At 66.2% G+C, this 14,797-nt stretch carries 8 protein-coding genes and 6 pseudogenes; 10 read left to right on the forward strand and 4 right to left on the reverse strand.

What is annotated here, in order from left to right; all coding sequences use genetic code 11:
- The 5 genes and pseudogenes from AB0M18_RS35685 to AB0M18_RS35705 form a co-directional block, all read left to right on the forward strand.
- Positions 1–398: phosphopantetheine-binding protein (locus tag AB0M18_RS35685; protein WP_365765494.1), on the forward strand; the 398-nt coding region annotated here is incomplete at its 5' end.
- The gene (locus AB0M18_RS35690) at positions 395–916 is read left to right on the forward strand and encodes a beta-ketoacyl synthase N-terminal-like domain-containing protein (protein ID WP_365765496.1); all 522 of its coding nucleotides are present in this window, start codon (positions 395–397) and stop codon (positions 914–916) included. The genes AB0M18_RS35685 and AB0M18_RS35690, both read left to right, overlap by 4 nt.
- The gene (locus AB0M18_RS35695) at positions 913–1,257 is read left to right on the forward strand and encodes a beta-ketoacyl synthase N-terminal-like domain-containing protein (RefSeq protein WP_365765498.1); all 345 of its coding nucleotides are present in this window, start codon (positions 913–915) and stop codon (positions 1,255–1,257) included. Before AB0M18_RS35690 ends, AB0M18_RS35695 begins: the two co-directional genes overlap by 4 nt.
- A 180-nt stretch (positions 1,258–1,437) precedes the next feature.
- On the forward strand, positions 1,438–1,893 hold the full coding sequence (locus tag AB0M18_RS35700) for a nuclear transport factor 2 family protein (protein ID WP_365765500.1): 456 nt from the start codon (positions 1,438–1,440) through the stop codon (positions 1,891–1,893).
- A gap of 986 nt (positions 1,894–2,879) precedes the next feature.
- Positions 2,880–3,153 (forward strand): annotated as a pseudogene (locus AB0M18_RS35705) (IS5/IS1182 family transposase); the annotation flags it as partial.
- Between the two features lie 27 nt (positions 3,154–3,180).
- Here AB0M18_RS35705 and AB0M18_RS35710 read toward each other — a convergent pair.
- The 3 genes and pseudogenes from AB0M18_RS35710 to AB0M18_RS35720 form a co-directional block, all read right to left on the reverse strand.
- Positions 3,181–3,343: pseudogene (locus AB0M18_RS35710) on the reverse strand (IS256 family transposase); the annotation flags it as partial.
- A 73-nt stretch (positions 3,344–3,416) separates the two neighbouring features.
- Positions 3,417–5,018 (reverse strand): helix-turn-helix transcriptional regulator, encoded by a 1,602-nt coding sequence (locus AB0M18_RS35715; RefSeq protein ID WP_365765502.1) that lies wholly within the window; start codon positions 5,016–5,018, stop codon positions 3,417–3,419.
- Positions 4,952–5,398, reverse strand: coding sequence for a hypothetical protein (locus AB0M18_RS35720; RefSeq protein ID WP_365765504.1), 447 nt, complete (start codon positions 5,396–5,398; stop codon positions 4,952–4,954). Before AB0M18_RS35720 ends, AB0M18_RS35715 begins: the two co-directional genes overlap by 67 nt.
- Positions 5,399–5,508: 110 nt before the next feature.
- On the opposite strand from AB0M18_RS35720, the gene AB0M18_RS35725 reads away from it, so the two are divergent.
- The 4 genes and pseudogenes from AB0M18_RS35725 (at position 5,509) to AB0M18_RS35740 (ending at position 11,480) form a co-directional block, all read left to right on the forward strand.
- Entirely contained in the window at positions 5,509–6,774 is a 1,266-nt protein-coding gene (locus AB0M18_RS35725; RefSeq protein ID WP_365765506.1) for an IS701 family transposase, read from the forward strand.
- Positions 6,775–6,882: 108 nt separating this feature from the next.
- Positions 6,883–7,455 (forward strand): annotated as a pseudogene (locus AB0M18_RS35730) (MFS transporter); the annotation flags it as partial.
- A 332-nt stretch (positions 7,456–7,787) separates the two neighbouring features.
- Positions 7,788–8,204 (forward strand): annotated as a pseudogene (locus tag AB0M18_RS35735) (transposase); the annotation flags it as partial.
- Positions 8,205–8,849: 645 nt separating this feature from the next.
- The gene (locus AB0M18_RS35740; protein WP_365765508.1) at positions 8,850–11,480 is read left to right on the forward strand and encodes a LuxR C-terminal-related transcriptional regulator; all 2,631 of its coding nucleotides are present in this window, start codon (positions 8,850–8,852) and stop codon (positions 11,478–11,480) included.
- Positions 11,481–12,316: 836 nt separating this feature from the next.
- On the opposite strand, the pseudogene AB0M18_RS35745 reads toward AB0M18_RS35740, so the two are convergent.
- A pseudogene (locus tag AB0M18_RS35745) lies at positions 12,317–13,146 on the reverse strand (IS5 family transposase).
- 882 nt (positions 13,147–14,028) lie between these two features.
- Here AB0M18_RS35745 and AB0M18_RS35750 point away from each other — a divergent pair.
- Positions 14,029–14,797, forward strand: a pseudogene (locus AB0M18_RS35750) (IS630 family transposase); the annotation flags it as partial.

Genomic DNA, 14,797 nt, shown 5'->3' on the forward strand with positions numbered 1-14,797 from the left:
TGCCCACTCACTCCACCCCCACCACCTACACCCACCTGACCGTCATCCCCCTCACCCCCAACGGCAAGACCGACACCACCGCACTCCCCACACCGGGTGCCGCCATCACCGACCACGGGCCCAGCGGCGAACCCGAAGGTGTCTACGACACCGTGCGCCGCATCTGGGAAGAAGTCACACTGGCCTCCGCGATCGGACCCGACGATCGCCTCTTCGACATTGGCGGCGCTTCGCTACACATAGCCCGCATTCATAGCGCGGTCACAGCTACCTACCACCTCGACAATCTCCGCATGACAGATCTGTTTGCCCGCCCGACACTGCGCACGTACACCGAACGTGTCCTCGCACTGATGGCCGCCACAGAGCGGACGCCGATGGGACAGACCGCCCGATGACCTACGGGCACGACGCCATCGCGATCTCCGGCATGGCCGGTCAATACCCCGGCGACCGGGACATGACCGGACTCTGGACGATGCTCCTGGACGGGGTGAGCGCCGTCCGCCGCTTCAGGCGTCGCGAACTGACAGCAGCCGAGGTCCCGGCAGCAGTGACAGCCGACCCAAGTTTCGTGCCGTTCAGTGCGGCTATCCCTGGCGTTGACGGATTCGATGCCGCATTCTTCGGCATCCCGCCTAGCGAGGCACAGCTGATCGATCCGCAACGGCAGACGTTCCTGGAAGGCGCGTACTCGGCGCTCGAAAAGGCAGGAACCGTCCCCGCCGACTGCGACGGACGCTTCGGAGCCTTCGCCAGCACCCACTCCAGCAGTTATCCGCTGCGTAACATCCTCTCCTCACCACAAGAAGAGAACGACTCCTTCCCCATGCAGTACCCGGCGCACATCGGCAACGACAAGAACTTCCCGCGACCCGCGTATCGTTCCGGCTGGATCTGGGCGAGCCCAGAATGACCGTACAGAGCGCGTGTTCCTGTTCCTTGGTCACTGTGGACTCCGCATGTCAGGCTCTGCTGACCGGGCGCTGTGATGCCCCACTTGCCGGTGGAGTGAGTCGCGCCAGCCCGTCCTGTTCCAGCAAGCGCTGGAGCAAGCGGCCCGAGACGGCTGCCAATCCTTCCTCGACATCGGTGCCCCACCCGCTACTCGTGCAGGCCACCCGGCAGACGCCCCCGGGGCGGGGCCACCGGACTCAGGTCGTCAGCTCCCTCGAGCGAGACGAACTCGGAGGGAAAACGCTGACCCGCGGGCTGAAGACCCTCCAGGCCCAAGAGGACCTCCCAGGCCCGCGCTAAATCCGGCCTCGGACCGGTCAAAGTCGGCCCAGGGCACGGTGGCTGCGTGCTTCACGTGCCGACCCAGACAATTGTCCAATCATCAGGTAGGCCGCCGCCCAAACTCCCGGGTTTGGGCGGCGGGCGCGAACAGGTGCTGCCTAATCGCCAGCACCAACCACTTCTCGCTGAGGAATATTCATGAGCAAGCACCAGGTCGAGTCCACAGCCCTCGCCCTCCTGGAATCCTATTGTCGAAGCGACTTCGCGACACTGCAAAATCTCTTCACCCACGATGACTCCGTCACATTCTTCGGCACACATGAGGACCTCCGCTTCCTCGGATGGAATGAGCTCGCGGAATCCCTCGCACAGCAGCTGGCCGAGATGAATTACACCGAGATCAGCGTGAAGAGTTGCAACGTAAACCTCTATGCTAATGGGTTCGCGGCATGCGTCTCACTTGTACTCGACTACCGTGGGATGGTCGCCGGGAAAAGGATCGAACACGATGAGGTGCGCCTGACTTTGGCGATGGAGAAGAGCTCTGCGGGCTGGCGTATCGTCCAATGCCACTGGTCTATACCGAGAGTGGGTAGCCTCCTCTCCTCGAATGCATCAATCATCGGACCTAGCGAGGCTGCCCCTTCAGCGTGATGGGGTCGCCTGCCGACCGGGCGACAGCAGGAACTGAGGCGGCGAAGTGGTGGTGCCCGCCTTGATCCAGAACAAGGAACCGCTCGGTAACCTCACGAGTTCTCACACAAGGCGGGCAGTACAGGGCGGGGCCGTTGAGCTGGCAGGCTACAAGCCGGTTGGACGGGGAGCGACTGACCAAGCTGGTGGCTCGTCACCACCCGGGACTGGGCCGGCCAGGGAACCGAGCCGTTCAGCGCCAAGCACCACAGACCGGCTTCAATCCGCGGGTGGCCGCCACCCTGGACGGAAACCCGCTCGCGATCTCCACCCCCAGGGCCGGGTTCCTGGCGCGAATCAAGCCTCCCGGGCCCGATCACCGACCCTGGCACCATCGGCGATGCCGGCTACATCGGCACCGGTGTACTTACCGGCCGCCGCGAGCCTCCAGGCCGGTGAGTACACCCTGCGGCCGACCAGATCCTCAACCAGCCGAGGTTCGTGTCCACCGTATAGGTCGGCGTGAAGTACGGCAGCACACAGCCAAGCGCCGAACCCTTGACGATCGCGTCGCAGCGCGGTGCGAACTCGCGTATCTGTCCGGTCCCGGAGGTGCCGGAGTCCGCCGTCGCCGAGGACGTTAAGCTGGCGTCCACGGTCGCGCGGATGGCCCATCCGAGTTCGATGGTCTCCCGGCCCGTGCCGGACCAGAGGGTCTGGACGGTGCCGTAGCGGGCGTTGAGAGGCCCTGCCTCGGTGAATCCCCAGTGGCCGGTGGCAGCGGCGCCGTTGATGTCCGTCCACCGTGTCTGGGTCGAGGTGCAGGAGGTACAGGCGTTGGTCGCCTGCCAGATGAGGTCGACGCCCTGGAGGGCGGGGTCGATCTGGGCAGGCGCCCCTCACCACCCACCTGTACCGATCGCAGTCGAGCGAAGGACTTGGGGTCGTACTGTGTCTGCTGACGTGTGATCAACGCCTACGGGCCGACCGAAGCAACCGCGTTCGCGAAGACGTTCGCCCAGCTCGCGGACGGGTTCGGCGTCTGACCGCGACGGCCTGGTGCTACGTCGACGAGACCTTGGACGTCCTCGCGGCGTGGGCGCGGGCCTGCACGAGGCCCTGACCGGGCTGGGCGAGGGCGACTTCGTCATTGTCGACGGCATCCTGATCCCCACCGACCGCATTGCCGCCGACGAACCGTACTACTCGCAGAAGAACCGAAAGCACGGCATGAACGTGCATGTCATCGCCCGTCCCGACGGCACACCGCTGTGGTTCTCCCCCACGTCTGGACGGTGGGAATGTGCAGTCATAGCCGAGGTGACCGCTGTTTTCGCCCTCCAGGGCGGACTCCAGCAGCTGCTCCGTCAGCCGCTGCAGCAGCCCGCCCTCGCCCGTCAGCCGACGGCCCTCGGCCTGGGCCCCGAGACACCAACTCGTCGATCAGCCGGTCGCCCACCGCCTTCGACAACTGCGGCTCAGTCGCCTCGCCGGCCTCGGTCACGTACCCCGCTGGTCATCGGTGCATCCCCCTTGATCGAGAGTTACACCGAACGATTTACAGTCCCCCCGCCGGGGCGTAAGGCTTCGGCCGCGAGGGCGTCGCGAAGCTCGCGGCGAGTGCTGATGCCAAGTTTGGTGTAGGCGTGCTGGATGTGGTTGCCGACGGTCCGGACCGACAGGTGCAGGATGACTGCTATGTCCTTGCTCGCGGTCCCGGCGGCGGCCAGCAGGGCAATCTCGCGTTCGCGGGCCGAGAGCACGGCGGTGACCTCGGCCGGTGCCATCAAAGGGGTGCTGGCACCCTCACAGCGGCCACCAGATGCCTCGGCCTGACGCGCGGCAGCGGTGGCGCGCCGGGGCTCGTTCTTGCGTCTCCAGATCGACGAAGCCGTTGTGGCCGCCTCCGCCGCGAGCAGGTCGGCTCCGATCAGGCTCAGCTCCTCGGCTGCATCGAGGAGCCGGTCGGGATCTCCTGCGGCCAGCGCTGAGACGAAATGCGCGCGGGCAGCATTCAAAGCTCCGTCGCAGGGGGCGGCGATTGAGTCAAGGCGAGGGGCGACGGCGGCAGCACCGCCGAGGCGGGCTACGTCCGTCAGCAGCATGGCTTCGGAGGGCAGAAAGCCGCAGGCGGCAGCGGCATCGGCGGCTTCGGTGAGTACCTCGCGAGCGCGGGAGGTCTCACCGTGTGCCGCGTGCAGCCACGCTTCGCCGAGCCGTTCCTCCCCGGTGAACAGACCGAGGGCGGGGTGGGGCGCACGTTCTGCCTGGGCGACGGCGGCTGCCGGCAGGTCACCCAAGAGTGCGGCGCACGCCGCCAGGCCGGACAGTGCCACGCGGCGTGCTTTGACGTGTCGGTGCACTCGTGCAAGTGCCGCCGCCTCAGCATACCACTTGCGTGCGGTGACAGGGTGGCCTGCTATCCATTCCACACGCGCCAGGAAGAAGCTCGTCCAGACGCGGGGCAGCGGGGCACGGGCGGCTACCAATTCGTCGAAGGCCCGCCGGCCCAGCGCGCGCGCTTCGGACAACAGCCCCGCCTCGGTGAGTGCCAGGACCTTTCCGTTGAACTGCGCGGCAGGGTGGGGGCGCAGGGCTTGGTCGTTGACGCGCACATGAGCGGCGTGGGCGTGGTCCGCCCACGCCATCGCCTCGCTCGTACGTCCCACCGCCACGAGCGCCGAGGTCTTCGCCAGTGCACCCTGCAGCCAGGCGTTGACGTCGGCGGCCTGGTCGGCGTCGACTTCCATGTCCTCCAGCAGGGCCAGTCCGGCTGCGGGCTGGCCCGACAGGACGCGCAGGTAGCCCTCGTTCGTCTGCAGCCCGCGTCTACCAGCGGGAGTGGTCACCTGGGTCCGCGCGGCCTGGTTAACTGCCAGGGCGTCGTCCAGGCCGGCGGGGCTGAACAGCAGGTTCAGGGTCCGGACCATGGTGATGGCGAGTTTGTCTTGCTCATTGCCAGCCGACGCGTCGGTCTCGGCGAGAACCGTTTCGGCATTCTCTGGCTCGCCGAGCTCGAAGAGAGCTTCGCCCATCAGTAGACGCGTCTGGGTGGTGTGGTGTTCGGCAGGGAGCGCTTTCAGGAGGGTGACGACCTTGGAATAGTCGTGAGCGTGCCGGGCGAGGGCGGCCGCTCGGACCAGCAAGGTAGGTCCGCGGTGCCTGTGGCGGCCAAGTGCCAGGTAGCGATGCGCAGGGTATCGTCGCGGCGGCGCATGCCGAGATGCTGGATCCGCTCCGCCTGAGCCAACAGCAGGGTCCGGCGTCGCAGGTAGGGGATGTCCGCGCGCAACACGTCCCCGTACAGAGGGTGGGCGAAGTGCGCGGTGACACGTCGCCGGTCGGTGGTGAGCTGGACCAGTTCAGTTGCTTCGAGGGCGGCCAGCACCTCGGGGGAGGCAGTTTCCTGCGCGACGGCGAGCGGGATTCTCTCACACAGGGCCAACAGTTCCAGTACGGGGCGGCTGGCCGGGCCGGCCGCAGCCAGTCGGGTTCCGATCAACTCGCGCAGCTTGGGCGTGCCCACAGGCCATTCGTCGCTGAGTTCCCACAGTTCACCGTCGTTGACTAGTAGTGCTTGGTCAGGTCGGTTGTGGTTGAGCGTGTCCTTCTGGTTCGGTGTGGCGTTGAGAGAGCATGACTCCCGACGAGATTGCGGCAGTACGTGGCGAGTTGGAGGACTTCGCGGCGGAGGTTTTCGAGCCGTTCGCGAGGAACGACCAGCGTCGGTGGGGGCAGGTCTACCTGCGAGGCCTGCTCACTGACGGGCAGCGCAAGTCGGTCGAACCGATGGCCGCCCGGCTCGGGGAGGACGGAAACCGGCAGGCCCTGGCCCACTTTGTGACGACCAGCCCGTGGGATCCGTCCCACATCCGGGCCCGGCTGGCCTGGAAGATGGAGAAGGCGATCCAGCCCACCGTGCTGGTCTTCGATGACACCGGCTTCCTCAAGGACGGCAATGCCTCGGCGTGTGTGTCGCGGCAGTACACCGGCACTGCGGGCAAGGTCACCAACTGCCAGGTGGGCGTCTCGCTGCACCTGGCTTCGGATCATGCCTCGGCGGCGGTGGACTGGAGGCTGTTTCTGCCCGAGACGTGGGTGCCCGGGGCGGTGAAGGCGGACCCGGACAAGGTCGCCCGCCGCACCGCCTGCGGCATTCCCGACGACATCGGGCACGTGGAGAAATGGCAGCTCGCACTCGACATGCTCGACGAGACCCGCTCCTGGGGCATCGAGGTGCCGGTGGCCATCGCGGACGCCGGTTACGGAGACGCGGCCGCCTTCCGGCACGGCCTGCGGGACCGGGGCCTCAACTACGTCGTGGGAATCTCCACCACCCTCTCGGCCCAGCCAGCCGAAGCCGTGCCGGTGACCGAGCCGTACTCCGGCATCGGACGCCGGCCGGCGGCGAAATACCCCGACAAGCCCCGGTCGGTGAAACAGCTGGTCATCGCGGCGGGCCGGAAGGCGGCAAAGCCGGTGCAATGGCGTGAAGGATCCCGGCCCGGCACGGGCCGCAGCGGCTTCAAACGGATGTACTCACGGTTCGCGGCCCTACGGATCCGGCCTGCCGGCCGCGAGGTCCGCCAAGCGGCCGACGGCCCGGAACTGCCCGAGTGCTGGCTCCTGGCCGAGTGGCCCGCCGACCAGGCAGAACCCGTTCAGTTCTGGCTCTCCGACCTGCCTGCCGACACTCCGCTGACCACACTGGTCCGCCTGGCCAAGCTCCGCTGGCGCATCGAGCACGACTACCGCGAGATGAAGCAGACCCTGGGCCTGGCCCACTTCGAAGGCCGTACCTGGAAAGGATGGCACCACCACGTCACGCTCGTCTCGGTCGCGCACGCCTTCTGCACCCTGCAACGACTGGCCACAGCCCCAAAAGACACGGCGTCGGCCTGAGTCTCTACCGCGTCGTCCGCGAGCTCCAGACCCTCCTCGCTACCTGGCCCGGCGCCTGCCCCACCTGCCACCGCGACATCCCCGCACCAGCCCCGACCTGACCAAGCACTCCTAGTCGCCTCCCAGATCCTCAGTAGCGCCGGTCTCGCCGCCGGCGTCACCGTCGGCGCGCTCCTTGCCCAGGACATGCTCGGCACGACCAGCCTCGCCGGACTGCCCAGCGCCCTGTTCACCGCCGGATCCGCACTCGCCGCCATCACCGTGGGCCGCACATCCCAGGCCAGAGGCCGCCGCCCCGGCCTCGCCACCAGCTACCTCACCGGCGCGATCGGCTCCGCCGGCGTCATCACCGCCGCCGTCCTCCACAAGCCCCTCCTGCTGTTCATCGCCCTGTTCATCTACGGGGCGGGCACCGCCACCAACCTCCAGGCCCGCTACGCAGGAGCCGACCTCGCCGCCCCCGGCCACCGAGCGCCCGCGCCGTCTCCAACGTCCTGGTCGCCACCACCCTCGGCGGCGTCGACTCGGCATCCCCACCTCGCCGGACCCTTCATCCTCTCCTGCGCCGCCTACGCCCTGGCCGCACTCGTCCTCGCCCTCTGGCTGCGCCCCGGCCCACTGCTTCTGGCCCGCACCATCGCCCAGGCCAAGGAAGCCGACGATGCCGCCACCCCGGCCGCCGACCGCCCCCTCCTCCAGGACCGCTCCTCGTCTACCCCAGTGCCCCTCGGCGCCACGAGCACCGCAAGGACGGTCCGCGATGGGACCGCCCTGGTGCACCTCACGCACCTCCCGCAGCACGCCTGGGGGCCTCTCCCCTGGCATCTGCGGACATGTCAGTGCCACGAGAACGGGCTGCCGTTGGCATCCGCGCCACCGCGGCGGCGCGGTCCTCCTGGGCATCGCCCCCGGACACGATGGCCGGCTGTAGCGCCTCGCCGACCGCACCCGCGCCCACAACCGGCTCCGTTCCCACCTGCGTGAGTACTACCCGGCGGCCCTCGACCAGCACTCGGCTCGACAAGGTCGACCGACAGATCCACGCCACCTACCGCACCCGCCCCCAGGCCGCGATCATCGAGTCTCCGCCGGGGATGGGTCCGATATTCGGCGCCGAGTTCATCGTCGCCGCCGGGGATCCGTCCGCCCACACCTACGCGAGCCATCCGGCCCCGGCGGCCGGTCTCGTGCCCGTCCCGCGTGGCCCGGGTCGCCGGACCGGCAATCCGCACCGGCCCAAGCGCTACAGCCGCCGCCCGCGGAAAGTCTTCTAACTGTCAGCGCGGACCAGCAGATGAGCGAGGGACCGAACCGCGACTTCATACCTCAAGAAACGGGGCGAAGGCCGCCGGCACGTCCAAGCCGTGATCACCCTGGCCCGCCGACGAGCCAGCGTTCTCCGGGCGCTTCTCCGCGACAACCGAGCATTCACCCCGGAATGGAGGTCCGGCAAGGTCGAGGGCAACGTCAACAGGGTGAAGCGGATCAGAAGAGACGGGTACGGCCGGGCCGGATTCGACCTCTTCCGTCGGCAGATCCTCCTCGCGGACTGAGCACCGTCACGCTCCGGGATCGGACCACAAGACGTGGATCAGAGCCGTGTGAACCTGAAGGAGTCACCCTGAGTGGCGGTGACGTGGGCATGACGGCAGAGTCGGCCGACGGTCGCGGTGGCGAGGGTCTCGGGGCACGGTCCCATCGAAACCGGAGGGATGGAAGTTGCCGGAGAGGGCAACCGGCACCGTTCGCAGGCGGCGTCGACCAGGCAGTAGAAGCCTCGGCGGCGCCCTCGGGGACGCACAGCAGGCCGATGGCGTCAAGGATCATCAGGTCCGAGCGGACGATCTTCGCAAGGGTGATACATCCGTCATTACAATATGACATCCCGCCGGTCCGCCGAATGGGTCGAAAACGCAAGCCCGCGTGGCCAGCGAAGATGGGAAAGCGCAAGACAGGAGGCCATCAGCAACGCCTGCACCCCCGGCTTCAGTATCTGCCTCACGATACAGCGGTATCCTTGAAGAGTTTTAGCAGCCCGCCAGGAGGTTGTCGTGAGCATGGTAAATCTCGGGACAATGTGGCCCTTGGTCGGCCGGGATGCGGAGATGAGGGACATAGCCGCCGCATGGGCATCGAGAGGCTGCCGTGTAGTGGTGATCGCCGGCCCGGCGGGTGTGGGCAAGACACGGCTGGCCGAGGAGTGCCTCGCCCAGGCTGTGGCGGCTGGCTACCATGGTGGTCGAGCTGCGGCCAGTGCGGCGGCGGCGGCGATACCCCTCGGTGCGATCGCGCACCTGCTGCCGAGTGGCGTAGACACATCTGACCCCGTGAAAGTATTCACGGGGGTCGCCAGAGGATTGCAAAGCGCAGACCGGCGTCAGAGGATGCTGTGGATTGATGATATCCAATTGCTGGACTCTGTTTCAGCCGTGTTGCTGCGCCAGCTTGTTGATTCCGGCGTGATCCGAATGATAGGCACCATGCGTTCGGGCGAACCGCTCAGCGACCCGGTGCGCCTCCTCATCGACGGCGACGCGGTGCGGCGCTTCGATCTGCCAACCCTTAATCAGGAACAGACGAACGAGCTGCTCCAGGCCGCACTGGGGGGGGCTGTCGGACGTCGCACGGTGCATGAACTGCATACCGCTTCCGGCGGGAACGTGCTGTACTTGAAGGAGCTGGTCACCGGCGCCTTGGCCTCAGGAGCCCTGGCCAGTGAAAAGAATCTGTGGAATCTTACCGGCAGCCGCCCCGCGGGTACTCCCAAGATGGCCGAGCTGATCGCGGCACGCCTGGCCGCGGCAGGGCCAGCCGCCCGGCCGGCGCTGGAGCTGTTGGCATTGTGTGAGCCAACATCGGCTGCTGACCTTCAGTCAGTAGTTGCCGAGGGTGTTCTGCTGGATTTGGAGGAGTCCGGGCTGGTCCATGTCACCGTCGAACGGCGTCGCGTGACTTTTCGACTGGCACACCCGTTGTATGGCGAAGTATTGCGCACCATGATCCCCGTGCAGCGCAGCCGCGCACTCTTGCTCGAGCAGGCCAGGCGTGCAAAGAGGTATGGGGCCCGGCGCCGGGAAGATGTACTGCATATCGCTACTTGGCTCATGAGGGCCGGGGCTGAAGCGGACTCCTCGCTGCTTGTCCAGGCCGCTAATCTGGCACGTCACGTGCATGACTATGAGCGCGTTGTAAGCCTCCTCGAGATCTTGCCCGATGAGGACCACACCACACGCACCCTGTTGCTGCTGGGTGAATCGCTCTTCGAGCTCGGCAAACCAGAGGAGGCCGACGCCGTACTCCTCAGAGCCGCCGCCCTGGCAAAGAATGACCAAGAACGACTAGAGGTCTTTTTCACCCGGATCATGAACCTTTACTGGCAGGGACGCGTCGAGGAAGCGTTGATCCTCAATGAGGCCGCTACAAGGCAGCTTGCAGGCGCCGAAGAGCGGCGAATATTGCGCATCAATGAGGGCTACATGCGGGTTCGTTACGAACCGCGCAAGGCCCTTGAAATACTTGAGGAAATGAAAGCCCGCCCCCCGGTTAAGACTCCAGAGACTAGCGTCTGGCTCCTGGGCGCCATGTTTCGGCCAATCGCACTGGCGAATACAGGGCGCACGGCGGAGGCCGTGTCGGCGGCCGAAGAGGCATATGCGATCCACCTTCCCCTTGATGAGAGTGCCCTTCTCCTCCACCCTGTCGGTCACTTGATCACACAAGTGGTAGTCCTCACGGACGCCGGGAAATTGCGGGATGCCAGGGATGTCGGTCTACGCGCGAAAGACATGCTGACGGAAATCGACAGTCCCATCACGTGGATCTGGCTCTCCCACCATCTGGGGTTCGTTGAATGGCTGTCCGGCCACCCCGCCTCAGCACATCACTGGTACGCCGAGTGTGTCGCCCATCACCGTAAACACCAGCACCTGGACCCCCGGCCTGTTGGACTGGCTCTATCAGGCCTGGCCGCGTGCGCTGCCCTGCTCGGTGACACGAGCGCCGCAGAGGCGGCGATGGACGAAGCAGCCACGTACCCCTCTACCGCGTACCACCGGGGCCAAGAACTCTTGGGGCAAGCCTGGCTGCAGGCGGGGCGCGGTCGCCTGCGGGAGGCAAGGGAGCTACTCATAGAAGCCTCACGCTTCGCTCACGACGCCGATCAGGCAAGCACTGAGGCGCTCTTGCTGACGGATGCCGCTCGAATGGGAGCAGCCCGGGATGTAGCCGGCCGCCTCCGTGAACTCGCGGCACTCTCCGACGGGGGCTTGGCACCCGCGCGGGCACATTACGCAGCCGCTCTGGCCACGGACAACCCCGAACAGCTTCTGTCCGCGGCGGTTGAGCTTGAGGCCGTCGGGGCCGATCTGCTCGCCGCAGAAGCGGCCGCCGCGGCAGCCGCCGCGTGGCGCGGCGCAGGACATCCCCGGCAGGCGACCGCTGCCGACCGCACTTCCCAGACCTGCGCCGCGCGCTGCGAAAATGCCCGTACTCCCCTGCTGGCCATCGCCGAAGCGGCTTCCCCCCTCACCGGCAGGGAGCGAGAGATCGCGCTGCTGGCCGCTCATGGCACAGCCAGCAAGGAAATAGCGCAAAGCCTGCACTTGTCCGTACGAACTGTGGACAATCACATCCAGCACGCCTATACCAAACTCGGCGTCACCACGCGTCGTGATCTTGCCAGGGCGCTTGGAGTCGCTAGCGCCTGAAGTGATTCTCACCGCTCGCGCACATGCTGGTTCGGCCGGATCGTCGTTTTCGTCCGTGGCACCCACCGCTTGGCGACCACATCTGGCGGAGTGCGCGGACGGCCTGCGAGACAGAGGATGAGAATCTCACGCAAGATAAGGGTCCTCCTCGCGCGGCGTCGAGACCCCTCGACTGGAGAGGGCATTTCAAATTCGTGGGGGTCCAAGAAGCGTTCGTGTGGCCACCTGCCTCTGCGCGCATACAACGGGCGGCACTGCGTGGAGAAGGAAAGCACCGGCAGGAAAGTCGGAACGGGTTCTCCGTGCGCCGCTGTCGCACACGGTTCCTGAGCGACCGTCTCGGCGGATTCGCGGACGAGCCACGGCGGGCCTGCGGACCATCACCGACGCCCAGGTGGAAGAAGCGGTGGTCCGCACCCCAGAGGCGATACTCCCGCGGGCACCCACTGGTCCAAGCGGGAACTGGCCAAGGCCGTGGGCATCTCGCCCGCGAGCATGCTGCGGATCTGGCGCACTTTCGTCCCGCAGCCGTGGCGGACCGAGACGTTCAAGATCTCCCCCGCCCCGTTCCTCATCGACAAGGTCCGTGACATCATCGGCCTGTATCTCGCTCCGCCGGCTAACGACCGCATCTGCCGCTACTGCGACAGTATCTCCGAACCGGGCCACTGGACTAGCGGCAAGGGATCGGGCCGACACCCGGGCATCAAGGTTCAACAGTCACGGGCGAGATGCGCCAGCTCACTCCTCCCGACGAGAATCCGGGTGAGAGGAACTTCGAGCATAAAGCACTCATTCTGCCGCCCCGCTGAGATCCCTAGGTCCTGTCCGGAAAGTCAGGGAAGCCAGAGCCGGAGGCAGGCTAGGGTGACCATGGCTTGGTAGTGGGCGGCTCGTTTGTCGTAGCGAGTGGCCAAGGCTCTGTTCTGCTTGAGCCGGCTGAAGCAGCGTTCGACAACGTTGCGGCGCCGGTAGAAGGTCTGGTCGAAGCGGCAGCGTGTCTCACCGCGGCGGATGCGCCCGTTGACCTGGTCGATCCGCTCCGGGATCGTGCAGGCGATCCCGCGTTGCCGCAGGTAGGCGCGGATCTTGCGGGCCGAGTAGCCCTTGTCCGCGACCACGCGCCGGGGCCGGGTCCGGGGGCGTCCCGGCCCCGGCCGGGCGACCTTGATCCTGGCCATGACCGCTTCGAACTGGGTGCAGTCGTTGACGTTCCCGCCGGTCAGGGTGAAGGCCAGTGGGCGGCCCTGGCCGTCACAGGCCAGGTGGATCTTGCTGGTCAGCCCGCCGCGTGACCGGCCGAGTGCCTCGCCTTCCCAGGGCCCCCTTTTCGGGCCCCGGCCGCATGCTGATGCGCGCGGACCGTGGTCGAGTCCACGCAGACGATCGACCAGTCGACGTCGCCGACGGCGTCGGAATGCTGCTGGACGTGGGCCAGAAGCCGGTCCCAGGTGCCGTCGGCGGACCAGCGCCGGAAGCGTTCGTAGACCGTCTTCCACGGCCCGTATCGCTCGGGCAGGTCACGCCATGCAGCCCCGGTGGACAGCTTCCACAGGATCCTGTTGACCACCTGGCGCCGGTCCCGCACAGGCCGACCCATACGGCCTGGCGCCAGCAAAGGTGCGATCAACGCCCACGACTCATCCGTCAGTTCATGTCGACGCACCACGAACGGAGTAACGAGCCATCGACTTTACGGACACGGCCTAGGGGTGACTGCAGGTGATCTGAGTCAAGCTCGCCATCTCACTACACGAGATCCATATTGTCGCACTGCAGGATGGTAGCGTCTGGTTCGGAGGATCCGCACTGGATCTAATCTGCAAAGGTGACGATTTTCCGTGAATCTTCAAGACGCGCCCAAATGACTGCCGCTATTGCTGCAGTACTCCTCTTCCTGACTCCCGCAGTCGCCTCCGCCGAGGCACCGGCAGAGGTTACTGTAAAGGTCAGTGCGGTATTCAATCTGGATCCCGACCGGACAACTCTCCCGATAATTCCCTGCACCAAGGCAGCCTCCTACGTCAAGGAAGCTCGGGTAACCGCAGTAAAGCAAGGAGAACCTGATTCCTCTCCACGTGGGAGCCCTTCTCGGGGTCGGCCACCAAGCAGCAGGCGAAATTCGAAATCCAGAACCTGCACAGGGTGGCTGACGAAATACACCCAAGCATCAACTTCTTTCTCGACGTCACGTGCTCGAATGCAAGCCGGTGAATGTGAAGAAAATCCGAGCCTCACTGACACCAGCAACCTGGCCCTCGTCGAACGTCAGTATCTTTCTGCCTACTACCCTTCAATTTTCCCCAATTACCAGTCCTACCTCCGTACGGACGGTGCGATAGCTTGGACCTCTTGGGCAAATTACCCATACGGGAATAGTGGCTGGCCGCGCAACACGTCAGATGAGCCGCTGGACGCTGCATTGACTGTCATCTGTCAGAGCGATTTCCAGTCCTGGCGCCTTCATCGCATCGCCAGGTATTGACCGACGTGACGGCTCTCTCGACGGGCCACCTGTAACCGTGGGAGTCGAAGGACCGAGACAGTGATGGCTGATGACGGATCCCAGAAGAGACCACCGCCCGGCGTAGTGGTCTCTTCTGAGTTGCAGGCTGATTCGCGGTCTATGCCCAGCGGGCGGTGTTGGAGGGCTGGTTACGGCGCCGGACGACGGCCCAGGCTCTGGCTCAGCGGTCGCGGATCGTGCTGGAGTGCGCCGAGGGCCACTCGATCATGGAGGTGTCCCGCCGGCTGCGGATCGCTCCGGACACGGTCCGCACGTGGCGGCGCCGCTTTATCGAGCGCGGCCTGGACGGTTTGTGCGATGACCCGCGGCCGGGTGTCCCGCGGAAGATCACCGACGCTGACGTCGAGCGGGTCATCGTCAAGACGCTTGAAGAGACCCCGAAGAACGCGACCCATTGGCCGACCAGGTCGATGGCCGCGGCCACAGGAATGTCGCAGTCGACCATCTCGCGGATCCGGCGGGCGTTCGCCCTGGCTCCGCACCGGTCGCAGACGTTCAAACTGTCCACCGATCCACTGTTCATCGACAAGGTCCGCGACGTCGTCGGCCTCTACCTCGACCCGCCTGAGAAGGCCCTGGTGCTCTGCGTGGACGAGAAGTCGCAGATCCAGGCCCTGGACCGGTCCCAGCCGGTCCTGCCGATGGTGCCCGGAGTCCCCGAACGCCGCAGCCACGACTACGTCCGGGCCGGCACCACCACTCTCTTCGCCGCCCTCGAAGTCGCCACCGGCAAGGTTATCGGCTCTCTCCACCGCCGCCACCGGGCAGCGGAGTTCAAGAAGTTCCTGAC

It is taken from the genome of Streptomyces sp. NPDC051909 (assembly GCF_040681095.1).
Taxonomy (GTDB): Bacteria; Actinomycetota; Actinomycetes; order Streptomycetales; family Streptomycetaceae; genus Streptomyces.